Below are 21084 nucleotides of genomic sequence, written 5' to 3' on the forward strand. Positions count from 1 at the left end.
GCTACAGATTTCGAACTATACCTGACTGCGCATATCGCGTCACGCTGGCGGCATCCCAATTGAGCCAAATGGTGACGCCATGACGAGGAATGCAGCCGCAGCGGGACAGGTCTCCAAATCCGCCGCCGAAATCTACGATGAATTCTTTGTTCCGGCGCTGTTCGGGCCTTGGGCCGGACCGCTCTGCGACGCGGTAGAGGTCGGTCCGGGGAAGGATGTGCTGGATATCGCCTGCGGAACCGGTGCCACGACCCGGGAAGCCGCTGAGCGTGTCGGTCCCAGTGGGCGCGTCGTCGGTCTCGACCGCAACCAGGGAATGCTTGACGTCGCGCGCCGCCGTGCGCCCGACATGGAGTGGATCGAGGGCCTCGCCGAGGCACTGCCTTTCGCCGGAGGCAGTTTCGACAGGGTACTCTGCCAGTTCGGCCTGATGTTCTTCGATCAGCAGACGAAAGCTCTGAACGAGATGGCTCGCGTGGTTCGTCCCGGCGGCCGGATTGCGCTGACGGTTTGGGACGATGTTGCCAGGTCGCCCGCTTACGCCGGCATAATTGAGTTGATCCTTGAGATGTTTGGACAGGACGCAGCCGCCGCGCTAAGGGCGCCTTTCGCGCTTGGCGACAAGTTGGTATTGCTGCGGGTCCTCGAGGACGGCGGGCTGGCGGGGGCGAAGCTGACGACCGCCACCGGAACCGCGCGTTTCGCGTCGATCCGGGAGTGGGTTCGAACGGATGTCCGCGGCTGGACGCTCGGCGACTTCATAGACGATGCAGGCTTCGAAGAGCTGGTTAAAGCGGCGGAAACGCGTCTGAGAGGATTCGCGGCGAGCAACGGCACGGTCGCGTTCCCCGCGCCGGCGCATGTCGCCGTCTGGAACCGCAAGCCTAAGGAGCACGGATGATGTCGTTACAGTGTCCGCTATTCAGAACTCCAGGATGTCCAAGTGGTGCAGCTGCAGCCAATGGCTGCTTTCACGAGCTAGACCGGAAAATTTGCACAGAGCGAAGGTCCGCAATGGGCCGAGGGCGGACGAGGATCGTAAGGCTGCCGAACGTCGGCTAAGGGTGGGAAGCGGTCCCGGATGTCTTGGAGGTTGAACGGCAGCTTAGGGCCGAAAGCGGTCGTTCTGCCATTTCCGCCAGCGTCCCGGGCGGGGCAGGGAAGCCAACGCCAACATTCACCGCCGTGAAAAGTGAACTTGATGGTAGTAGTCCCCTAAGCAGAATTTTCACTACGCGATGGTCATGGTTGCAGACTTAAGGAGACCGCGAGGGTAGTTCTCTCGCAAAATGTAAGGCCAACTTAGTTTGGGCAGTCAGTTGGTGGGTATAACGACATAACTCTTAATTTTGTGCGCAATAACAATAACTTGGATGCAATTTTGGCGGTGCTGTCAGACCAATGCAAACCAGCCTCCGCGGATCTCCGCAAATCGCGAAGAGAGACTTCTGCAGGGAAACCGCTTCCGATGCGGACAGAGACGCGTCTCTGACTACCTCTCGGGCGCGCAAGCCGCGCAAATCGCGGCGGGAAATCTGAGAGATCAGACATCAGGGAAATCCGGAGGGGTTGGTGGCGGAGCGGATGGGCCTGACGTCGAACCTTCGCCACCTTAAGTCATTGATTTTATTTAGCGCGATTAGCAGCCAATGTCATTGACCCTATGCTTCGATGTCTTGACGGGGGCTCGCCGCCAACGTCTACGCACCACCCTGCCTAGCCGACGGTCACGCCGAAGAACATACCCACGGCCGCTGTTGCTGCCATAGCGAGCGCGCCCCAGAAGGTGACGCGAACGGCTCCCTTGATGATCCCCGCACCGCCAACCGACGCCCCGAGCCCGCCGAGCACAGAAAGCGCCAGAAGAGTCGTGGCCGCGACGATGAGAGTGATCTGTGCGGCAGGCACAAGCGCTGCGATGATGAGTGGGATGACCGCCCCGACAGCGAAGGTCGCAGCCGAGACCAAAGCCGCCTGCATCGGATGCGCGGTCACGGTCTCCGAGATGCCCAACTCGTCACGCGAATGGGCGCCAAGCGCGTCCTTTTCGGTTAGCTGGATCGCGACCTGCCGCGCGAGATCTTCGTCGAGCCCCCGCCCGACATAGATGCGTGTAAGCTCCTCCAACTCCGCCTCGGGCGTATCCTTCAGCTCGCGCGTCTCGCGCGCGATGTCGGCCTGTTCGGCGTCAGTTTGTGAACTGACGGATACGTATTCGCCGGCAGCCATCGACATCGCTCCGGCAACGAGGCCGGCAAGTCCGGCGATCAGGATTTCGGGCCGACCAGATCCTGCCGCCGCGACCCCGACAACCAAGCTCGCAGTTGAAACGAGGCCGTCATTCGCCCCGAGAACAGCAGCGCGCAACCAGCCAATGCGGTGAACCATGTGAATTTCGGAATGGGAGAGTCTGCTCATCTCAAAAGGGACTTCTGGGCTGTGTTGCGGTGAATGTCGGGGTGGCCGGGCGACGAACCGCTGTATCGCCAGACCTGCCCTCGACCTGACCTGCGTGCCCCGGCACGATCCTGAGAGCCCGCAATGCGTTGAGAATAACCGCCACGTCGATCAACTCCTGCAGGAGCGCGCCCTGCACCGGGGACAGGTAGCCGAAGGCCGCAGCGAGCATGCCCAATACCGAGAGACCGATCCCGGCCGCGACGCTCTCGAGGGCGATGCGGCGGGACCGTTGCGCGATCTCGATCCCCGGCAGAAGGCGATCCAGGTGATCGACCAGCAGCACGACATCCGCCGCTTCGGCCGAAGCCGCCGCCCCACGCGCGCCCATCGCGACACCGATGTCGGCGGCAGCCAGCGCGGGCGCGTCGTTGACACCGTCGCCCACCATCATGACCGGGCCGTTCTTGCGCTCGCTCAGGACCAGCAGGACCTTCTGATCCGGGGTCAGATCCGCTCGGAGAGCGTCCAGCCCGAGCCCCTCGGTCACAGCCTCGGCGACGGCGCGGCGATCGCCTGTCGCCAGCAGGATGCGACCGACGCCCAGCCGTCGAAGCCCTGAAAGCAGCTCGGTCGTGCCAGCGCGCAATGCGTCAGCCATCACGATGTGGGCGGCCAGTTTCCCGTCAACGCCAAGCGAAACCACCACCGATCCCGCCTCGACCACCGTGCTTTCAGGATCGGCGATGCCAAGCTGCGCGGCGACGAAACCCGCGCCGCCGACCACAACCCTGCGTCCGTCGATCGTCCCGGCAACGCCTTCGCCGGGCGTCTCGACCACGCTCGCGGGGATCGGCAAGGCGGTCCCGCGCGCCTGGGCCGCCCCGACGATGGCCTGTGCGATGGGGTGTTTCGATGCCTGATCGAGCGCTGCGGCGAAGTACAGAATGTCGTCCTCGGACAGATCGCCATGCCTGTCGATCGACACGACCTGCGGGCGTCCGTCCGTCAAGGTGCCGGTCTTGTCGAGGATCAGCGTCGTGATCCGGGCCAGCGCCTCGAGCGGTTTCGCGCCCTTGATCAGCACCCCGAAATGCGCCGCGCGCGACAGACCGGCGACCAATGCCACTGGAACGGCGAGGATCAGCGGACACGGCGTCGCCACCACCAGCACCGCCACTGCCCGGATCGGATCGCCCGTGAACCACCAGGCGGCGGTTGCCAGCGCGACAGTCACGGCGAGGAACAGCAAAGAGTAGCGGTCGGCCAGCCGCGCCATTGGCGCCTTGGATTTCTGCGCCGCCTCGACCAGCCGGACGATCCCGGCATAGGTGCTGTCCGCCGCCCGCCGTGTGACCCGCAGATCGAAGGCCTCGCCCGCGTTGGTCGATCCGCTCATCACGTCCTGCCCCCGCGCCAGCCGGGCGGGCATCGACTCGCCGGTCAGCGCGGACTGGTCGAGCATCGCGCCTGCGCTCTCGACCGTCCCGTCCACGGGAGCGACGTCACCCTGCCGGATCAGCAGCAGATCGCCCGGCGCAATGTCGTCGAGCGGGACTTCATCCAGAGCTCCATTGCGATGCCGCGTGGCGGTCCGGGGCACGCGGGACAGAAGATCGCTCATCTCGCGCCGCGCTCGACCCTGCGCGAAACTCTCGAGAAAGGTGCCGCCCGAATACATCAGCGCGACAACGGCCGCCGCGAGCGTCTCCCCGAAGATGAGGGCGGCCGACATCGACAGCGCCGCCACGATGTCGAGCCCGACCTCGCCTTGCCCCAGGCTCCGGATGATCTCGACCACGAGGGCCGCCAGAACCGGAAGCACGCCCGCCGTCCACGCAATGCCGGCAAGTTCTGGCTGCCCGGACAGCCAAAGGCCGAGGCCGGAGATCAGGCCAAGGAGTGCCAGCCCCAGCAGGGCGACGTTCAGGCGATCATGAAACAATGGTGTCATCTGGTGCATGTCCCGGCGTCAGCTCACGCGCTCGGGATCTGGACGGGTCTCGAACAGCCGTCCCACTCTCGTTTCGCGAAGATGATCGCCCTCACGATCAATAAAGAGAGCGTTCAAGTTACATCTACGCGCCAACATCGCGCCCTCCAAGCTTCCTTTTACCATCAGCGCCGTCGCCCAGGCATCCGCCTCGGCGCATGTCCGGGCGACGACCGTCACCGAGGCGGGCGACGCGATCAGGGGCGCACCGCGCCCGGGGTCCATGGTGTGCGACAGGCGGCGGCCCTGCACCTCGACCCAGTGCCGGTAGTCCCCCGAGGTCGCCACGGCGGCGTCCTGCAGCGCGAGAATGGTATGGGGCGCGCGGCGGGCGGGGTCAGGTGCTTCCACGGCGATGGTCCATGCTTCCCCGTCAGTCCGGAGCCCGAGCGCACGCATCTCCCCGTCGATGCCGACAAGCGCGTCACCGATCCCATGCGCCGTCAGCGTCTCGGCCAGCCGGTCGACGCCATACCCCTTGGCGATTCCGTTGAGGTCCAGCGCCAGCGGCGAAGTTTTGCCGACGAGACCTGTTGTCCCGTCGATGTCGAGCGCCTGATGGGTAGGCACACGTTTGGCTGTCATGGCGCTGCGGATGCGCTCGGGCGCCGCGGCCTCGAGCCCGAACCCCCAGGCCGTCACCGCGTCGCCCATGCCGATGTCAAAGGCCCCGCCCGAGGCAAGACCGATCTCCAGACCAAGACGAAGAACCTCGCTCAGCCGATCCGGTACCGTGACCCGAGCGCCAACAGGCGCTGCGTTCAGGCGCATCAGATCGCTTCCCGCGTTCCATGTGGACATCTGCGCGTCGACCTCGCCCGTGGCCGCCTGCAGCGCCGCCTGGACCGGCGCCGGATCGAAGCCATCCGGCGCGAAGAAGAGCGCCGACCAGCGCGTGCCCATGGTCGGGCCGTTCAGGGCAAAGCGCACCCTCTCAGTAGACATCTTCGACATACCGCCCCTCCGTCTTCAGAACCGCTGGGGTGAGCCCGGTCGGTGCAAGGATATCTGCCAGCGCATCCGCCACGCCCGCCGCCATATCGCGTCCACCGCAGACCATCACACGTGCCCCGTCGAGGATGAGCTGAGCGACCAACGCCGCGTCCCCGCGCAGCGCATCCTGCACGTAGTGGGGTTTTGTCCCGCGAGACACAGCCGTGACCAGACGGATCAGACGGCCCTCTTTCTGCCAGGCGCGCAGCTCCTCGCCGTAGAAGAAGTCGCTGTCCGGATGACGCATGCCGAAGAATAGGTGGACGGGCCGCTGCCGGGCATTGTCGCGCACAAAGCCCGCCAGAGGTCCGATCCCTGTGCCTGCGCCGATCAGGATCAGCGGGGCGCGGCCCCGCCCCGTGCAGAAGCCGGGATTGCGGCGGACGAAGGCGGTGACTGTGTCGCCGGGTTCGAGGGCCTCAACTGGCCAGAGGCGAGGCCTCCGGGATGCTTCTTGACCACAATCTCGATGAAACCGTCGCGGCGCGCAGAGGCGAGCGAGTAGAGACGCGGCACGGGGCTCCCCTCGGGCATGATGCCGATCAGATCGCCCGCGTCGAACCGGGCGAAGCCGGCACCGACGAACCGCTGCCAGAGGCTGACGCGCGGCAGGGCGAAGTGAAGGATCGCGGTTGGGGCCTGTACCTCTGCGCCGTAGTCCCGCCGCGAGACGAGGGTCAGCGTCTCGGTTGCCGGGCGAACAGTCTGGTGGCACAGCTCGAGATCGACCCCAATAGCGTCTCCGAGGGCGCCGCCCCAGCGGGCGAAGTCCTGCGGCGACTGCCGGTCGACGGTGTCGATGGCCATGAGCTGCGGCCAGCCCTTCGCCTCGGCGGCTGCCGCAACAGCCTTGGCGAAGGCGCAGTAGGCCGGAAAGCTGCGGTCGCCGAAGCCGAGAACGGCCAGGGGCGCGTCGGGTGCGCGGTCGGCTGCTGCCAGCCGGTCGAGAAAGCCCTTGGCCGAGGCAGGCGCCGCGCCGTCGCCATAAGTCGCGGCCAGCACGATGATCCGGTTGGCCGCAGGATAGCGTTCTGGCGCGAAGGCCGACATCGGTGCTGTGTGCACCCTCTGCCCGGCTTGCGTCAGTGCGGCGTGGAGCGTGGCCGCAAAGCCCCAGGTGCTGCCGCCCTCGCTGCCGACGAGCAGGATCGTCTCGGCACGTCCCGCGGGCTGATTGCCTCCGATGCGCTGCCGCCCCCTCCGTCGCGCGAGCCAGACGACAACGCCACTCACGCCCATGGCCGGGACGCCGAGCGCAATCAGCCCCAGAACGAGGCCAAGCGTCGCCGCTCCCTGTCCGGTGTGCAGCATGTAGATGGTCTGTGATATGCGTTCCCAGCCAGTAAGGTCGGTCCAGGCGAGCAGCGCACCGGTGCCCTGATCGAGATACCCGGTCCCCTGGTCGGTCTTCAGCGTGAAGGCGTCCGTCGCGTCGCCGGGATAGGGAAAGCTTAGCTCCTGCAGCTCAGTGACGGGCGTCTCCGCCAGAACGAGCATCTGGCCAGGCGCGAACCCCGTCTCGCCGCTCACCTCAACCGGCAAGGCTGGCACGCCGCCACCGGGAAGCAGATCGAATGTGGACGCCGTCATCCACAGGGCGGTGGTAGACGACAGGACAAGGCCGACCACCGCGATGCGGGCGATCTCGACATGAAGTCGGCCAGCAAGGGGTCCGCGCAGCCGCGTGAACCAGTTCCGCCAACCGCCGACACGCCGGGCGACCAGCAGGACACCGGAGAACGACAAACACAACATCGCCGCGGCACCCATGGCCATGGCGATGCGCCCGCCATCGCCGAGGTACAGCGAGCGGTGCAGATTGGTAAGCCAGCGTTGCGTCTGGTTGGGGTCGGCGGAGGCCGCACCCTGACCAGTGGCGGGGTCGATCACTGCGGCGCCGGGCGTGCCCTGATCGAACCAGTAGGCAGTGATCCGGCCCGAGGGCGCGCGGCGGATTTGCTCGACGCCCGGATAGGCGCTTTGAATGCGATCCGCGAGGGTGGCCACCGTCATGCCCGTCTCGGCCTGCGGCGCGACAATGCGCTCGGCCGCAGGGAAGACCGACAGTGCCGCGCCGCTCAGGGATAGGACGGTGACGAGAGCGAGGGCCAAGAGACCCGGCCAGCGATGGAGTGCACGGATCATGGCCATCACCCCTCACATATCGTAGGCGAAGCTGGCGATGTAGCGTCGGCCGGTCACCGGAGTGCCGGCGCCAGCGGTCGTCAGCGGGACGGCCACCTCGTTCGGGCTGTCGCGCATGTCCTCGACCGCCGCGTCGATGTGGAGCGTGTAGCCCGCATCGAACAGCGCGTCGGCCAGATCGAGCGTGATCCCGAGCGTGCGGCCCGCGCCGACGCTGGCGCCGGTGATGCCGTTGACCTGAGCAGCGTCGCCGCCGGTGGCGCGGTACCAGTCGCTCAGATGCTCGTAGTACTTGGACTTGCCGCCGGCCATCCAGAGGCTGCCCATGTAGGCGCCGGAGGCATCGGTGACGTAAATCGCGAGATAGGCGCCGTCGCCGCCGTAATTGTTGAGGGTCGTGGTCAGCGTCACCGGCCTTGCTATGGCAAGGCCGGGAAGCGTCAACGCGGTGGTGAGCGCGAGCGTTGCGAGAAGCGATTTCAGTTTCATCGGATCGGTCCTTGTTCGGAGAGTTGCGGCGAAGTGGCTCAGTTCACCTGGACTTGCGGCGGGGCGCCGTTTCCGAAGAGACCATTCTGCGGGGGTGGAACCGTTCCAGCGGGCGCGGGATTGCTGGCGCCACCGCTGCAATTGTCATCGTCATTATCGTCATCATCGTCGTCGCAGTCGTCATCATCATCATCGTCATCATCGTCATCGTCGTCGTGACCGCGCCGGGAGCCGTCCCGCCAGCGGCGATCGCCATCATCGTCGTCACTGGCGAGAACGAGGGGCAACGTCTGTGCCCCCTCTTCGAACAGCGCAGTGAACGGCAGAAAGCCTCCGTCGGCGGGCGCGTGTATCGCGCTCCAAGCCGGTATACCAATGGCGGCGGTCAGGGCCGTCGAGGCGACGAGAAGTGTCAGGGTCTTTCTCATGGCAGGGTCTCCTTTCGTCTGCTGAGGACAATCTGGAGTGCCCACCTGAGGGCTTCCTGACGCGTTGGCGGTTCCTGCTTCAGCTTGCCGTCAGGAAGAAAAGCGTCGCTCCACAGACAAAAGCCCCGCCGATGAGGGCGGGGCGAGGTCGAGCCGAAGGGACGGTCGGCTCTGGCCTGTCGGCGCTAGTTTTGGGGTGCTCAGGTGATGTCGCCGTATCCCGGTGCGCGCTTGTCGCCTGTGACCATTGCGCGGGCGAGGTTCTCGCGATGCCGGAAAGACGTCAGCACCACGCCTCCGACATGAAGCGCGGCCAGCAGCAGCATGAGATTGGCAAGGATCTCGTGCAGCTCTTCAACCGCCTCTTCGCCGCGCTCGCCGTACTCGCCACCGTCGTCGTCTGCCCAGGCGGGCGCGACTATCTGCGGCAGGTCTGGCAGCATCGCCACACGTGCTGGTTCCGCCATAAGCCAACCGGTGAAGGCGGTACCCGACAGGGTCACGAGCAGCGCCACCACCATGGCGGCACCGGCCGGGTTGTGGCCCAGGTATCGCCGCTCCTTGCCGCGAGCCATGTCTCCGAGATAGGCGAGCGTGTCGCGTGGGCCTTTCAGGAATTGCGCGAAGCGCGCATAGCGGCTGCCGACGAGTCCCCAGATCAGCCGGAACGCCACGAGGCCGGCGACGGCGTATCCCGCGATCTCGTGCACGGGCTGCAGCTCGTCCGCGGTCAGCCAAGCCGTCGCGAACGCGGCGACCAGACCCCAGTGGAACACCCGGACGAGAGGGTCCCAGACCCGGACCTTGCCCGACGTCCTGGTGTTCATCGTCGCAGTGTCATGAGTGGTTGCGTCAGTCATTGTCGCCTCCTTCGCGGTCGCGGCGGGGGCGATCGTCGTCGTCCTCGTCCTCGTATTCGAACTCGATCACCTGGAGCGTGGCCGGATGGACCGTCACCTCGATCCGACGCCCCTCGGCATCCCTGCCATCGATCTCGTAGCAGCCGTCGTCGATCTTGATGCGGCGCACCGTCCAGCCGTTCTCCTCGGCCAGCTGGGCAACGGCGTCGCGCGGTTGCCAATCGGCCATCGGCACGAAGCAATCGTCGTCCGCCAGCGCGACACCGGCTGGAAAGACCGCGAGAAAGCCGAGAATTGTCAATGTCTTCTTCATGGGGCACACTCCTCGCTGCGGCCATCTTGATGCACTTCATGCGCGGCGAAGCTGACGGCAGCCTGAAGGGGCTTGGCCCACACGCTTCAGCTTCGTGTCAGCCAGACGGATCATGGAGGGTCATCGGGAAAGGACGGGAACCATCATGCGCATCCTGCTGATCGAGGACGATACGGTGCTGGGCGCCGCGGTGCGCGACCAGATAGCCGCGGATGGCCAGTCGGTGGACTGGGTCACGCGGCTCGACGTTGCCGACGACGCCGTGCGCGCCACGTCCTTTGATCTGATCCTGCTCGATCTCATGTTGCCGGACGGCCGTGGTATCGGTTTCCTCAAGGGCTTGCGCACACGGGGGGAAGCGACGCCGGTCATCATACTGACGGCGTTGGACCAGGTGTCGGACCGGATCGAGGGGCTGAACGCGGGGGCCGACGATTATCTCGTGAAGCCCTTTGATCTCGCCGAATTGTCAGCGCGGATCGGCTCGGTCGCCCGGCGCTATAGCGGCAACCCGAACCCGATCATCACGCACGGGTCGCTTCAGATCGACCTGGCCGCGCACAGCATTTATCGCGACGGCAGGTCCGTCCAGCTGACGGCCCGGGAATGGGCGCTCTTCGAGGCGTTTCTATCCCGCCCGGGTCAGCTTCTGTCGAAGGCGCAGCTGGAAGAAAAGCTCTACGCCTTCGACACCGAGGTGGAGAGCAACACCATCGAGGTTCATGTCAGCCGTCTGCGCAAGAAGTTGGGGAGCGCGGTCATCGAGACCGAGCGCGGAATGGGCTACAGACTGGGTAAAGCATGAAGTGGCCCGCCAGCCTTCAGGCGCGGCTCGGCCTGTCGCTGGGCCTCGTGCTGACGGTCCTGTGGCTGCTGGCCGCTACGGTCACGGCGGTGATAGTGCGGGGCGAGATGGACGAGGTCTTCGACAGCGCCCTGCGCGAGACCGCGGAACGCATCCTGCCGCTGGCGGTGACCGACATCGTCGGACGCGAGGACCAGGGGGTGACGCAGCGGCTCGCGCCAATTCGCGAGCACGACGAGTTCTTCACTTACCTCGTGCGCGACGCCGAGGGTCTGATCTTGCTGCAATCCCATGCGGCAGACCCCGCAGTGTTTCCACCCTACGATGGGCCGGGTTTCCGCCAGACCGCAACTCACCGGCTCTACAGCGACGCGGCGCTCCAGGGGACGATCCGCATCACCGTTGCCGAACCGTTGGCGCATCGCGCGTCCGTCGCGCGGGAAATCCAGGTGGGCCTCGGCCTGCCGCTCCTGATCGTGCTGCCACTCGCGCTTGCGGCGATTGTCCTGGCCGTCCGCTTCAGCCTCAATCCCCTGCGCAGGTTCCGCGCGCGCCTAGAGGCGCGGGGCGCCCGTGACCTCTCGGAGGTTCCCGCCGACGATCTGCCGACGGAGATCGGCCCGCTGGCCACGACCCTGAACAGCCTTTTGGCCAGGTTGCGCGAAGCGTTCGAGGCAGAGCGCAGCTTTGCCGCCAACGCAGCGCACGAGCTGCGAACCCCGCTGGCAGGGGCCATCGCGCAGGCGCAGCGGCTTCAGTCGGAAACGCAGGACCCGGCCACGGGAGCGCGGGCTGCAGAGATCGAGGCGACGCTCAAGCGCCTGACCCGGCTTTCCGAACGCCTCTTGCAGCTTGCGCGGGCGGAAGGTGGGCGCCTGCGGGTTGACCGAAGCGCAGACCTGAGAGCCGTTGCGCGTGTTGTGGTTGACGATCTGGGGCGCGCGGGCGCGCCAGGCCGCATCGCGCTGACGCTGTCCGAGACGTCGATCATGTCGGACATCGACCCCGACGCGTTCGGAATCTTGTGCCGAAACCTCGTAGAGAATGCCCTTCTTCATGGGACAGAAACTGCACCGGTCGATGTCACCCTGACGGCCGATGGGCAGTTGATCGTCGCAAACGACGGGCCCACCCTGTCGCGCGAGACCCTTGACCGGCTGACAGCACGTTTCGAACAGGCAAGTGAAGGAACCGATGGCAGCGGGCTTGGCCTCGCAATAGTGGCCGCCATTGCAGAGCGTATTGGCAGCTCCCTCATCCTGAAATCGCCGCGGTCGAATGGCGCATCGGGTTTCGAAGTGACGCTTGATCTTCCGGTAGAAGGATCGAGGGGATCCAACCGGAACGGCGCTGTCAGTCACTGACCGTTGGTCCAGGATTCACGATACCTGCCTACTGTTTACATTGATGCTGAATCGGCTGTTCCTGGGGCGCTGGTCGACGGTGTGGTCGGTCGTCGCCCTCTGTGTCGTTGCGCACCTGACGTTGGTCGATCCACCCGGGCGGATGTTTGTTCCACGGCCACGTTGGGGGCAGAAAGAACAGACGCCTTTTTTGCTGTAAGTCAACGGCATTGTTTCTCGCTCATGCGCAGATGCGCATGAGATGGAGATTGCATGATACGCACGAATCCGGTCGCAAAACCTGCGGCAATCCGGCTGCGCAACCCTCAGCAAGTCTGCATTCTCGCTCTTCAGAGAGCAGCTTGATCAAGATCAAATCATTTTATGCACAAGTGCACTAAGGTCTTGGAGAGCACACATGGGTGCTCCATTCCTTTGAAAGGAAGCATAATGTATGCGATTCGAACCATATTTGGTCTTTCCGCTCTGGTCTTCGCGACGACTGCGACAGCCGAAGGCGACCTGAGCCGCGCAAACGTTATTGATGTCGCAATCGAATTAGGCAGCAACGATGAGGGGATGTATTTCAGTCCTGACAACTATGAGTTCGAGACCGGCCAGGCGTATCGGTTGATTTTGACAAACGTCGATGAAATCAAGCATGAAGTTGCGCTGAACGAAATGGGTGAACGCATATTCACCCGCAAGATCGAGGCATCCGATGTCGACGGCAATCTGATAACTGAGGTCAAAGGGTCGATCAGGGAAGTCGAAGTTGGTCCGGGCAGGACGGTTGAATGGTTTATTGTACCTGTGCAAACGACAGATGGTCCTGTGGAGATCACATGTGAAATCCCTGGCCATTATGAATCAGGAATGCATGCAAGCGTCGTGATAAACTAGCGCATTCGGTTTTGTCGGCTTCATAGGCCGGCGAAAAATACATGCGGCGGGGCTATACTTTCTGATCAGCAGCGCTTCGCATCCTCAATATGAGTTCTTGTTGAGACAAGGTGTGGCGACAAAAAATCATTCGCATGCGGAAACCCGCAAATTGGCACTTAAGTCGTCACAGGTTATGTCGACACCAAAGAATGGCTTTTTGCAATCGTTATTGGCTCGTATAAAGGTAGCGGACCTTAGCCCGGAGCGTCAGCAGGAAGGCCGCGTTGCGGCTCAACCGGTCGAGCATGGCAATCACCAAGGTCGCTCCGGTGAGCTTGGCGAGGGTCAGCGCCTTGACCAGTTCAGGTCGCTCGTTCTTCCCCCCGCTCTCGACCTCGGTAAAGCGTGCCAGGACGTCCGCACCTCGGGAGCTGGCGAAGTCGTCGATGGCCTTCCACTGCGCTTCGAGGCCGAGGCCCGACATCTCTTGCCTGGCGGTTTAGACCCGCTCGTAGGCGACGAACTTCTGCGATGGGGCAGTCTCTCTGACCATGTACACACCTGCCTGACGTTGGTTGCGCAGATCTGTACATCGCTCCGAAGAAGTCCGGAGTGTAGGATGTTATGGCCTAGCACCTCGGTATCGCCGGACTAAGCCGATCGATTAACGCAATCATGTACCTGCAGCATCATGTCGAAACCCCCACTTGATGATCGCGATGATAGCACACGGGGCAGTTTCGACGAATCTGCCAAGGGGATCTTGGCTCAACACAGCAACGCGGCCTGTCTCACGCTTTGCCAACGATCGCCCCACGCTCCTCGTATTCGCGGCCGCTGCATCTTTCAGAAAGGCGTGTGCAGCAGCGTGGCGAGCACGAAGATGGACACGATCGCAAGGTATTTGCTTCGGTTCAGTCTCGCCAGGCTCAAGCCGCCTTCTCCATAGCCGGTGATCGCGACGCAGCCTGACAGCTGCCTCATAGCATCGGAACGACCAGTTCTAGCTGGCTGGGGAACTTCCAGCGCCGGAAGGCTCAGGGCCCTCGACTTCGCATGCGTGGCAAACATCGCCAACTCTCTTTAACAGACGGACCGCACAGGCCTCCAACATGGAAGTCGAGAGGTACGCAACAGGATACACCGGCTCATCGTACCGGCACGGGTGACCCTCAGTCAAAGTGGCGGCGGTTGCCCTGCCTCTCCGCGCAACAATCACCCCTGGCCTCGTCCACCGTCGCGCGGGCCGGGCAGCGTCACAACTTATCCGCGAAGGTTTCACCCCTCGGCCATGATGGCGGTGTGTAACAGAGCCCTTCCGCGTGCTGACACTAACGTCGCGACCTACGAGCCAGTTTGATTTGGATCAGCGCGCGATTCCGAGATTCCCCTAGTTTTCGGATACGCGTCGCTTGGCGCGAAAGGAGCACTCCATGGACAAGGATCGGGTGATCGGTTCCGCGAAGGTCGTCAAGGGAAAGGTCAAGGAGGCCGTCGGAAAGGCGGTGGGAGACGCCAAGCTTGAGACTGAGGGCAAGGCCGACAAGGCCGAGGGCAAGGTTCAGAATATCGTCGGCGGGCTGAAAGATGCGCTGCGCGGTGAGTGACCGTCAGACTCAGGTGGCAGTTTCCGCGCACCGGCGCCGCGATCCATGCAAGGTGCCTCCATGGTCGAGGCGGGCGCTATACGCGGGGCGTCGGGAGGCGCGATCAACATGAGCCGCAATGCGCTTTATCTCGTAATCGGTTTGCTTGCCGCCGGAGTCCTTGTCGTGGGCTACCTGTATTATCAGGAAAGCCGGAACCGGAGCGGCATCGAAATCGAGATCGGTGAGCACGGCGTCTCGATAGAAGAAAGATAGTCCGCCAGACCTTCTCGGACTGCGAATCGTGCAGGACGCATCAGGCAAGACCGGAAGATGCGTCCGGTTCTCGTAATACTCAACGGATTGGCAGGATCCTGCCATCGACGTCTTGAAGTACCTGAAGGGGCTGCGTTTCGTCATTGGGCAAGGCTAGGGCGGGCACGACTCTGTCTCAAGGCCAGCTCTTCTAACAGTGCCCCTGAAAGGACTGCATCTCGTGATCGGGCGAGGGTAGGACGAACCTGTCTCCGGGCAAGTTCTTCAGGCAGTGCCGTTGAAAGGCGATTGTTTGGGCATTGCAGCAGGGTAGGCCGGACGCCGCTTCGTCTCAACTCACGGTTCTCTGACACGACCAGCGCAAATGTTTCAACCCTCGGGGGCCGCGCTGGAAGAAGTGGACGCGATCTCAAGCGCGTCGAGGATGTCCTGGGTGTGTTCGCCCAGCCTCGGCGGCGGACGGCGACGGTTGACCGGCGTGTCCGAAATCTGACTTGATGCAACACCGCGACGACCGGACCTTCGCTGGGATGGTCGTATCGGTGGAAGAACCCGCTTTCCTTTAAGTACGGGCAAGAGCCTACCTTTGTCTTGTCTTGAATCTCTTAGTTGGTGGCTCTGTAGGATCTCTAGACGTTTGGCTACGTGGCGTTCTGTTCCTTGGCCTTCTTCTTCATAGCCTCTACTTCTTTCTTGGAGTAGCCTTCCGCCCATTTGTCCAGTCGGTACCGCTCAGTGCCGTCCGGTAGAATATACACAGGCTTCTTGGCCGTGCTCCCTCCCGAGGTCTTCTTGGTCTGACTAGCCTTTGGCGTCGCCTCTTCCTTCTTGGAAAATTCGCTTGTCATGTTCTTGAGCTTGTCCAAGAGATCTTCAGCTTCGTCACGCAGGTTCACACTCCGAGCCTTCTCAACAAACTGCTGAACCTTGGGTCTGATCTCGTTTACGAGATCCTGCATTTCGGATAGTGCCTTCATTCTGGCGTTCCGAATGTCTTCTAACCAGTCTCGCTTTTCGTTGTCGGCCATGTCGTTGCCTCCGCTCAGTTGGACGCAGTGTAGGGCCTCTTAGCGCCTTGGTCTACGGAGTCTACTACTACAAAATTTGAAGGTGTCATTTTCTTAGGACTACCGCGCCCCGAGGCCAGCAGAACCTGATGGTGTGTTGCGGACCAGGGGCAATGTCAGGTTCTGGCTGCTAGGCGATCACGAAGGCGCGCGCCTCGATTGTCGCCGGGCCCTTGCGATCAACCCGTCCTATCACCTCGCGCATCTGACGATTGCCACCAGCGACATTCTTTCTGGCGCATTCAAACCGGGTGCACTTCGACTGTAGGAAATGATGCGCCGTGTGAACTTCGACCCCCAGAATCCGCTCTATTTCTCGCTGATCGCGCTGGCGTTGCTGCTGGACGGGCAGGTAGACGCCGCGGTGGAAGCCGCCCGAGAAGGGCATGAACGCAACCCGCTGGGAGCTTGGAATGCGCTGGTCTACGCGGTGGCGGCGTCAGGCAACAATCGCATCATGGATGCCACGGCGTTCCGTAAGATGGTGAACCGCATCGATCTACCCCCGTCGCATTTCCTGGATTTTCCGTTCTTGGACCAAGGTATGGCTGAGGAACTCGCCGCACGAGCCAAAATAGCCGGGGTCGGAGCGTGACGAGCCTGAGTTACTCGCATAGCAATCGTTCATTGGGCTTCCTGTGCTGCCCTACAGCGAACGCCGGTTTGTCCGCAAAGCGGGTGCAAGTGCACAGTGCAGCGAGCGCAATTCTTTTCCTCTGCGACATGCCGGAGGCGAATGACCTGACCGTGGGCATAATGGCGTTCGTTGCCCAGCAGGAACGGGACGCGATCTCGCGGGGGACGAAGGAAGCGCTGGCAGCGGTCAAGGCGCGCGGGGTGAAGCTCGGCAGTCCGAATAAGGCTGCGGCCCTCAGGCGGGCTGGGAAGGGCGGTTACGCGCTCCGGGCGGCGGTATCGAAGAATGCGGACGGGTTCGCGGAAAGTGCGCGTCCGGTGCTCGAGACCAGGCGCGCTCAGGGTACGACCAACCTCCGAGGGATTGCAGCGGAACTGAACGACCGCGGGATGCTCACACGGCGCAGCGGGGATTGGCGGATGTCGAACGTGAGGTACCTGCTGGGACGACTAGGGTCCAATTGACCCGAGTAATTTGGCCCAATCCGCTACTATCAGACTGAGAACTGAAATGGTTGCGCGGACGCCCATTGGCGCAAGAAATTGTTCGTCGAGAAACTTGAACGTTTGACTCTTGCCAGAGAAGCGCAGCCACATGGCGCCTCACCACCTAAAGAAGGGTCTTGAAACATGAAGAGCATATTTGTTGCATCGCTGATGGCCTTCGGCGCTTACGGGTCGGCATACGCTGGCGGTCTTGACGAACCGATCATGGAACCTGTGATGGCGCCTGTGATCGTCGAAGAACAGTCCGGGACGTCCGGAGAGTTCGTTCTGCCTCTTATGGTAATCGCCATTATCGCAGCGATCGTCGCCGCCGACTGACGATCGGATCGATCTCAACGGCGCGAGCATGACCTGTCGGCAGCTCGCGAACCGGGATCGTGCCTGCGACGGGCGCGGTACGCGCCGCACGTGGGTTAGCGCCAGAGGCAGGACTGTACCGCTTATGTACCGGGCTCGAGGCGAAGCGGAAGGCCAGCGACGATTTCGCGGCATTGAGAGGTGCCGACGTCCTGGCTCGCTTCACTGAGGTCGAGAACGGGCGCGAGAACGAACGTCCGGAACTGGCCAAGACGCTGACCCTTGCGAAGCTCAATGGGGCGACGCTGGTGATCGACCGGCTCAGCCGCACCGCCGCCTTTCTGCCCACGCTGCGGCAAAGCGGCGTCAGGTTCCTGGCCTGCGACATGCCGGAGGCCAACGACCTCTCGTTGGTATTATGGCTCTCGCCGCGCAGCAGGAGCGCGGCGCGATCTCCCCGCGGACGAAGGAGGCGCTGGTAGCCTTGGGTCAGCGGGCGAACGGAAAAGCCGAAGTGACCTCTCCAGGATCGTCGCGGCCGTCGAAGGACGAGGTGCCGGCCCGTCAATATCCGTTTGCCAGTAGTCCCCGCTGTCGTACAATCCGCACTGTCCTTCAGGCCATGCAGGGGCAGAACAATGAACCTCCCGCGCGTCATCCTCGCCTTCGCTACCGCAGTGGTCTTGGGCTGCATGCCCTCCCAAGCGCCGGCCGACGAGTGCAGCCTGGCGGTTGTCTTCGCGCTCGATGTCTCCAAGAGCATGGATTCGACGGAGCACAGCCTGCAGCTCTTGGGCCTCGCCGCTGCGCTCAGGGACCCGGCAGTTCAGGACGTTTTGCTTTCGCAGGGCGCGCCGGTCGCGCTCACCGCCTTTGAATGGAGCGGACCTGGCTATCAGGCCAATCTCGCGGATTGGATGCTCGTTCTCACCGGACGCGACATCGAGGCTTTCGCGGCCCGCCTCACCGACCATGCCCGCGGCGGACGCAGCCAACGCACCGGAACCGGCCCGGCGCTCAGCTTCGCCTATGCCCGCCTTAAGCTAGGGCCCGCCTGCCTGCGCGAGGTGATTGACATCTCGAGCGATGGTTACAGCAATGAGGGACAAAGCCCGCACGACTTCTACTCGAGGCTCCCGCCTGACGCCGTCACTGTCAACGCTCTGGTGGTCGGCGGGAAGCGGCGGCCGGTGCTTTGGGAATGGTTCCGGTCCCAAGTCATCCGCGGCCCGGGTGCGTTTGCAATGGCGACGGAGAGCTTCGACGACTACGCAGAGGCGATCCGCGAAAAGCTCCTGCGCGAAGTTCTCGCACCGCAGTTGGCTGAGTCGAAGTAAGAGGGATCAGGGCGCTGGTCGCGCAGCCGAGCGTGAGGCGATCTCACGGCGCACGAAGGAGGCACTGGCGGCGGCGAAGGCCCGCGGGTGAAGCTCGGCAACCCCAATTGAGCGGCGGCGCTCAGGCGGTCTGGGAAAGGCGGTGTGGCGCTGCGGGCGACAGTCCAGAGTAACGCGGCCGAGTTCGCGGAGGGCCTGCGACCGGTGTTGGAAAACATCCGCGCTCATGGCGCAACGACCCTTCGCGAGACCGCGTCGGAGCTGAACGACCGGGGGACGCTCACTAGGCGCGGTGGCCAATGGCAGGTGTTGAATATCAGAAACCGGTACTGTCAGAACAAAAGCTGGTGTCCGTCCTTTCCCGCCCACCAGCTCTGGTGCCGGATCAAATTACCCCTATTTGCTTGACCATCATCAAGCATGTGAAGGCGACCAGCACTGAAATTCCCGCATTCAAACTTATAGGACCGGTCTATTCTGATGGTGTGGACGGCTCCACCCCGACGGCATCGCATTGTGCCATGTTGCTGCAGTGTGACAGCCAACAAAGGAAGGAGCCGACCACATGGAGATTACAACACTCGGGATCGATCTGGCCAAGTCCGTCTTTCAGCTTCATGGCGTTGATAAGGATGGCGCTGTTGTTTTGCAGAGGAAGGTGCGAAGAGCTGCTCTGCTCGATGTCCTCGGCAGGCTTGAGCCTTGCCTGATCGGCATTGAGGCGTGCCCGACTTCGCACTTCTGGGCGCGGGAGATTGCAGCACTCGGTCATGACGTACGGCTGATCCCACCCTCGTATGTGAAGCCCTACGTGAAGCGTCAGAAGAATGATGCGGCCGATGCCGAGGCGATCTGCGAGGCGGTGACCCGGCCGAACATGCGCTTTGTCCCCGTGAAGACCGAAGATCAGCAGGCGGTCCTCGTCCTGCACCGGTCGCGCGACCTGCTGATGCGACAGCGCACGATGATCCTCAACGCCATCCGAGCACATCTGGCGGAGTTCGGGACGATCACCGCGCAGGGGCCACGGAGTGTTGTCGACCTCGTCCGGCGCCTGAGCGACCCGGACGACGGGCTGGACTTGCCAGCTCTCGCTCGGTCGGCGCTTCTATCGCTGGCCGCCCAGCTTGAGACCTTGACTGAAGAGATCCGCAAAATCGAACGCCAGCTCATGGCGTGGCACCGGCAGAACCAGGCAAGCCAGCGACTGGAAACGATCCCGGGCGTAGGCCTCATTACCGCCACGGCCCTCGCAGCCAGTGTGCCGGATCCGACCGTCTTCAAATCGGGCCAGCAGTTCGCGGCCTGGCTCGGTCTCGTGCCACGACAGAACTCCTCAGGCGGCAAGGATCGGCTGGGACGGGTCTCGAAGATGGGGAACGGCTATCTGCGCCGATTGCTTGTGGTCGGCGCCACCTCGGTGACACGGCGCGCGCCAACCACCGATACCCGGACCGGGGCCTGGGTCAGATCACTCCTTGAGCGCAAGCCAACGCGGCTCGTGACCGTGGCCATTGCCAACAAGACCGCGCGCACAGCGTGGGCACTTCTTGCGAAGGGAGAGACCTACAGGGTCGCAGCGGCCATCTGAACGACGGAGGACATGGCGGCGCTCCAAAGGCACCGCGACGAGATGCAAGGGCAGACGTGAGTGATGATGATCAAGCGTGGCCGCTGCCGGGGCACTCCGAGGTCTTGTCTGGGCGTCAACGCTCGTTAATCTGATTGGGACCCGGCAAGCGGACTTCATCAGGGCCAGCGGTCAGACACGCCGCGCACACAGGCCGGACAAATGACCGCTACCTGCTTCGATTCAAGTCGCTCGAGAAAACCCTTGCAAAACCGGAGCCGTCCACAAATGACAAGACCCTTGCGGCCGCGGCGGTCAGGCATGTGGTGCTATTGAAAACTTAAACCGGGCGGCGCCCTGATAATAATTTATGACGCGAGGCACCGCCCGAGGGGACAGGAGCGTGTTCTCGTCCCGTTTAAGAGCCTAGCCCTCGATCCGGGCCCTTCAAGGTGCTTGTTCGGACAAGGCGCTTTGTTGCCAAAATCGCGCCCATGCCGCTCCAGCGCCTCGGCCAGCAGCGCGTTTCGGCGAGGCCAAAATCCTCAAAAAGCCAAATCCCTCCCGGGTTCTGTTCAACCAGGAAACGTTGATCTCCTGATAAAGCGACAGAAGTTTAACGTTGAACTCGCTTCTTCGATCCCGGTTCTGGTTCATCACGAAGATATAACCAGCCGTGGTAAAGGCATTTTCCTTCGCGATCAGCATAGACTCTGTCGCATGTTCGGTCGGATCAGCTCGACGCAGTCTCGGTCCGTCCAGCGTCTCGTCTAGAAAGCGCAGGATCACGAGGCTCTCTTTAAGGATCTTTCCATCGGCGGATTCAAGGATGGGAAGGGCAGTCGCGCCCCGGGTCTTGGCCAGAAGCTCCGGATCGCGGGGTTGGGTTATATCGACGACCCGAAACGTGACGGCTCCACCTGTCCGCGGAGAGCGAGGAGGATTTCGAGCCGTTGAGAGAACGGGCAGACGGGAATGTGGTAGACGATGGGTTGCGAGACCAATGATTTAGTCCAGGCGAGGACCGGTGACGGGCAAGGTAGGAGCACCGAGCACAGCGTGATTGCGGGATGTCGTCGGGTATTCGGAAGTGCTCGGCTGATCTGTCCTCGAAGAAGCGCTCGATGCCACTGGGAGTCAAGATCGCCAAATGGCGG

The 21084-nt window shown here is 63.0% G+C and carries 23 protein-coding genes and 2 pseudogenes; 12 read left to right on the plus strand and 13 right to left on the minus strand.

Annotated elements, in window-relative coordinates; translation table 11 throughout:
• Window positions 1-79 precede the first annotated feature (79 nt).
• Window positions 80-901 carry a class I SAM-dependent methyltransferase gene (locus tag C8D95_RS20265; RefSeq protein WP_109761027.1) on the plus strand — a complete coding sequence of 274 codons (822 nt, stop codon included), beginning with the start codon at window positions 80-82 and terminating at the stop codon, window positions 899-901.
• 815 nt (window positions 902-1716) lie between these two features.
• Here C8D95_RS20265 and C8D95_RS20270 read toward each other — a convergent pair.
• The 8 genes and pseudogenes from C8D95_RS20270 to C8D95_RS20305 all read right to left on the minus strand — a co-directional run bounded on the left by C8D95_RS20270 (window position 1717) and on the right by C8D95_RS20305 (window position 9618).
• Complete coding sequence (locus tag C8D95_RS20270; protein ID WP_109761028.1) at window positions 1717-2418, minus strand: VIT1/CCC1 transporter family protein; 702 nt, start codon at window positions 2416-2418, stop codon at window positions 1717-1719.
• Window position 2419: 1 nt separating this feature from the next.
• On the minus strand, window positions 2420-4351 hold the full coding sequence (locus tag C8D95_RS20275) for a heavy metal translocating P-type ATPase (RefSeq protein WP_241239689.1): 1932 nt from the start codon (window positions 4349-4351) through the stop codon (window positions 2420-2422).
• Window positions 4352-4369: 18 nt separating this feature from the next.
• A complete protein-coding gene (locus C8D95_RS20280) occupies window positions 4370-5344 on the minus strand; it encodes an FAD:protein FMN transferase (protein WP_109761030.1) in 975 nt (324 codons plus the stop codon).
• Window positions 5325-7528, minus strand: a pseudogene (locus C8D95_RS20285) (PepSY domain-containing protein). Before C8D95_RS20285 ends, C8D95_RS20280 begins: the two are co-directional and overlap by 20 nt.
• Window positions 7529-7540: 12 nt before the next feature.
• Window positions 7541-8011, minus strand: coding sequence for a DUF2271 domain-containing protein (locus tag C8D95_RS20290; RefSeq protein WP_109761065.1), 471 nt, complete (start codon window positions 8009-8011; stop codon window positions 7541-7543).
• 44 nt (window positions 8012-8055) lie between these two features.
• Window positions 8056-8445: a hypothetical protein gene (locus tag C8D95_RS20295; RefSeq protein ID WP_109761031.1), complete on the minus strand. Its 390-nt coding sequence runs from the start codon at window positions 8443-8445 to the stop codon at window positions 8056-8058.
• A 200-nt stretch (window positions 8446-8645) separates the two neighbouring features.
• Window positions 8646-9305, minus strand: a complete 660-nt coding sequence (locus C8D95_RS20300) for a cytochrome b/b6 domain-containing protein (RefSeq protein WP_109761032.1) — start codon at window positions 9303-9305, stop codon at window positions 8646-8648.
• Complete coding sequence (locus C8D95_RS20305; RefSeq protein ID WP_109761033.1) at window positions 9298-9618, minus strand: PepSY domain-containing protein; 321 nt, start codon at window positions 9616-9618, stop codon at window positions 9298-9300. The genes C8D95_RS20300 and C8D95_RS20305 overlap by 8 nt, the downstream gene beginning before the upstream one ends.
• Window positions 9619-9763: 145 nt before the next feature.
• On the opposite strand from C8D95_RS20305, the gene C8D95_RS20310 reads away from it, so the two are divergent.
• The 3 genes from C8D95_RS20310 to C8D95_RS20320 all read left to right on the plus strand — a co-directional run bounded on the left by C8D95_RS20310 (window position 9764) and on the right by C8D95_RS20320 (window position 12669).
• The gene (locus C8D95_RS20310; RefSeq protein ID WP_109761034.1) at window positions 9764-10423 is read left to right on the plus strand and encodes a response regulator transcription factor; all 660 of its coding nucleotides are present in this window, start codon (window positions 9764-9766) and stop codon (window positions 10421-10423) included.
• A complete protein-coding gene (locus C8D95_RS20315; protein WP_109761035.1) occupies window positions 10420-11787 on the plus strand; it encodes an ATP-binding protein in 1368 nt (455 codons plus the stop codon). Before C8D95_RS20310 ends, C8D95_RS20315 begins: the two co-directional genes overlap by 4 nt.
• A 429-nt stretch (window positions 11788-12216) precedes the next feature.
• On the plus strand, window positions 12217-12669 hold the full coding sequence (locus tag C8D95_RS20320) for a cupredoxin domain-containing protein (RefSeq protein WP_109761036.1): 453 nt from the start codon (window positions 12217-12219) through the stop codon (window positions 12667-12669).
• Window positions 12670-12877: 208 nt separating this feature from the next.
• Here C8D95_RS20320 and C8D95_RS20325 read toward each other — a convergent pair whose 3' ends face one another.
• Together C8D95_RS20325 and C8D95_RS22165 are read right to left on the minus strand one after the other, a co-directional pair.
• Window positions 12878-13135, minus strand: a complete 258-nt coding sequence (locus tag C8D95_RS20325) for a recombinase family protein (RefSeq protein WP_241239688.1) — start codon at window positions 13133-13135, stop codon at window positions 12878-12880.
• A gap of 362 nt (window positions 13136-13497) precedes the next feature.
• Window positions 13498-13635, minus strand: coding sequence for a hypothetical protein (locus tag C8D95_RS22165; protein WP_164721715.1), 138 nt, complete (start codon window positions 13633-13635; stop codon window positions 13498-13500).
• Window positions 13636-14084: 449 nt separating this feature from the next.
• On the opposite strand from C8D95_RS22165, the gene C8D95_RS20330 reads away from it, so the two are divergent.
• A complete protein-coding gene (locus C8D95_RS20330) occupies window positions 14085-14258 on the plus strand; it encodes a CsbD family protein (RefSeq protein WP_109761037.1) in 174 nt (57 codons plus the stop codon).
• Window positions 14259-14318: 60 nt separating this feature from the next.
• On the plus strand, window positions 14319-14513 hold the full coding sequence (locus tag C8D95_RS20335) for a hypothetical protein (protein WP_109761038.1): 195 nt from the start codon (window positions 14319-14321) through the stop codon (window positions 14511-14513).
• Window positions 14514-15154: 641 nt separating this feature from the next.
• Here the strand turns inward: C8D95_RS20335 and C8D95_RS20340 are convergent.
• Entirely contained in the window at window positions 15155-15541 is a 387-nt protein-coding gene (locus tag C8D95_RS20340; RefSeq protein WP_109761039.1) for a hypothetical protein, read from the minus strand.
• Between the two features lie 310 nt (window positions 15542-15851).
• Between C8D95_RS20340 and C8D95_RS20345 the strand changes: the two genes are divergently transcribed.
• The 6 genes from C8D95_RS20345 to C8D95_RS20375 all read left to right on the plus strand — a co-directional run bounded on the left by C8D95_RS20345 (window position 15852) and on the right by C8D95_RS20375 (window position 19948).
• The gene (locus C8D95_RS20345) at window positions 15852-16175 is read left to right on the plus strand and encodes a hypothetical protein (RefSeq protein ID WP_109761040.1); all 324 of its coding nucleotides are present in this window, start codon (window positions 15852-15854) and stop codon (window positions 16173-16175) included.
• A 161-nt stretch (window positions 16176-16336) separates the two neighbouring features.
• The gene (locus C8D95_RS23040) at window positions 16337-16681 is read left to right on the plus strand and encodes a recombinase family protein (RefSeq protein WP_487247660.1); all 345 of its coding nucleotides are present in this window, start codon (window positions 16337-16339) and stop codon (window positions 16679-16681) included.
• Window positions 16682-16846: 165 nt separating this feature from the next.
• Entirely contained in the window at window positions 16847-17041 is a 195-nt protein-coding gene (locus C8D95_RS20355) for a hypothetical protein (protein ID WP_109761042.1), read from the plus strand.
• 59 nt (window positions 17042-17100) lie between these two features.
• Complete coding sequence (locus tag C8D95_RS22625; RefSeq protein WP_249033335.1) at window positions 17101-17502, plus strand: serine integrase family protein; 402 nt, start codon at window positions 17101-17103, stop codon at window positions 17500-17502.
• A 156-nt stretch (window positions 17503-17658) separates the two neighbouring features.
• Entirely contained in the window at window positions 17659-18357 is a 699-nt protein-coding gene (locus tag C8D95_RS20365) for a DUF1194 domain-containing protein (protein WP_109761043.1), read from the plus strand.
• A 565-nt stretch (window positions 18358-18922) separates the two neighbouring features.
• A complete protein-coding gene (locus C8D95_RS20375; protein WP_109761044.1) occupies window positions 18923-19948 on the plus strand; it encodes an IS110 family RNA-guided transposase in 1026 nt (341 codons plus the stop codon).
• A gap of 426 nt (window positions 19949-20374) precedes the next feature.
• Here the strand turns inward: C8D95_RS20375 and C8D95_RS22630 are convergent, their stop codons facing one another.
• On the minus strand, window positions 20375-20716 hold the full coding sequence (locus C8D95_RS22630) for a hypothetical protein (protein ID WP_241239686.1): 342 nt from the start codon (window positions 20714-20716) through the stop codon (window positions 20375-20377).
• 21 nt (window positions 20717-20737) lie between these two features.
• A pseudogene (locus C8D95_RS22865) lies at window positions 20738-20935 on the minus strand (hypothetical protein); the annotation flags it as partial.
• Window positions 20936-21084 lie beyond the last annotated feature (149 nt).

The sequence above is a fragment of the Silicimonas algicola genome (genome assembly GCF_003148765.1).
GTDB lineage: Bacteria > Pseudomonadota > Alphaproteobacteria > Rhodobacterales > Rhodobacteraceae > Silicimonas > Silicimonas algicola.

What these genes read in the sequence shown, in the direction of transcription:
- C8D95_RS20375 (WP_109761044.1), top strand. Translation starts at nt 18,923, where the DNA reads ATGGAGATTACAACACTCGGGATCGATCTGGCCAAGTCCGTCTTTCAG.
- C8D95_RS20320 (WP_109761036.1), top strand. Translation starts at nt 12,217, where the DNA reads ATGTATGCGATTCGAACCATATTTGGTCTTTCCGCTCTGGTCTTCGCG.
- C8D95_RS20335 (WP_109761038.1), top strand. Translation starts at nt 14,319, where the DNA reads ATGGTCGAGGCGGGCGCTATACGCGGGGCGTCGGGAGGCGCGATCAAC.
- C8D95_RS20330 (WP_109761037.1), top strand. Translation starts at nt 14,085, where the DNA reads ATGGACAAGGATCGGGTGATCGGTTCCGCGAAGGTCGTCAAGGGAAAG.
- C8D95_RS20275 (WP_241239689.1), bottom strand. Translation starts at nt 4,351, where the DNA reads ATGACACCATTGTTTCATGATCGCCTGAACGTCGCCCTGCTGGGGCTG.
- C8D95_RS20280 (WP_109761030.1), bottom strand. Translation starts at nt 5,344, where the DNA reads ATGTCGAAGATGTCTACTGAGAGGGTGCGCTTTGCCCTGAACGGCCCG.
- C8D95_RS20305 (WP_109761033.1), bottom strand. Translation starts at nt 9,618, where the DNA reads ATGAAGAAGACATTGACAATTCTCGGCTTTCTCGCGGTCTTTCCAGCC.
- C8D95_RS20300 (WP_109761032.1), bottom strand. Translation starts at nt 9,305, where the DNA reads ATGACTGACGCAACCACTCATGACACTGCGACGATGAACACCAGGACG.
- C8D95_RS23040 (WP_487247660.1), top strand. Translation starts at nt 16,337, where the DNA reads ATGGCGTTCGTTGCCCAGCAGGAACGGGACGCGATCTCGCGGGGGACG.
- C8D95_RS20365 (WP_109761043.1), top strand. Translation starts at nt 17,659, where the DNA reads ATGAACCTCCCGCGCGTCATCCTCGCCTTCGCTACCGCAGTGGTCTTG.
- C8D95_RS22165 (WP_164721715.1), bottom strand. Translation starts at nt 13,635, where the DNA reads ATGAGGCAGCTGTCAGGCTGCGTCGCGATCACCGGCTATGGAGAAGGC.
- C8D95_RS20345 (WP_109761040.1), top strand. Translation starts at nt 15,852, where the DNA reads ATGATGCGCCGTGTGAACTTCGACCCCCAGAATCCGCTCTATTTCTCG.
- C8D95_RS20315 (WP_109761035.1), top strand. Translation starts at nt 10,420, where the DNA reads ATGAAGTGGCCCGCCAGCCTTCAGGCGCGGCTCGGCCTGTCGCTGGGC.
- C8D95_RS20340 (WP_109761039.1), bottom strand. Translation starts at nt 15,541, where the DNA reads ATGGCCGACAACGAAAAGCGAGACTGGTTAGAAGACATTCGGAACGCC.
- C8D95_RS20310 (WP_109761034.1), top strand. Translation starts at nt 9,764, where the DNA reads ATGCGCATCCTGCTGATCGAGGACGATACGGTGCTGGGCGCCGCGGTG.
- C8D95_RS20355 (WP_109761042.1), top strand. Translation starts at nt 16,847, where the DNA reads ATGAAGAGCATATTTGTTGCATCGCTGATGGCCTTCGGCGCTTACGGG.
- C8D95_RS20295 (WP_109761031.1), bottom strand. Translation starts at nt 8,445, where the DNA reads ATGAGAAAGACCCTGACACTTCTCGTCGCCTCGACGGCCCTGACCGCC.
- C8D95_RS20325 (WP_241239688.1), bottom strand. Translation starts at nt 13,135, where the DNA reads ATGTCGGGCCTCGGCCTCGAAGCGCAGTGGAAGGCCATCGACGACTTC.
- C8D95_RS20265 (WP_109761027.1), top strand. Translation starts at nt 80, where the DNA reads ATGACGAGGAATGCAGCCGCAGCGGGACAGGTCTCCAAATCCGCCGCC.
- C8D95_RS20270 (WP_109761028.1), bottom strand. Translation starts at nt 2,418, where the DNA reads ATGAGCAGACTCTCCCATTCCGAAATTCACATGGTTCACCGCATTGGC.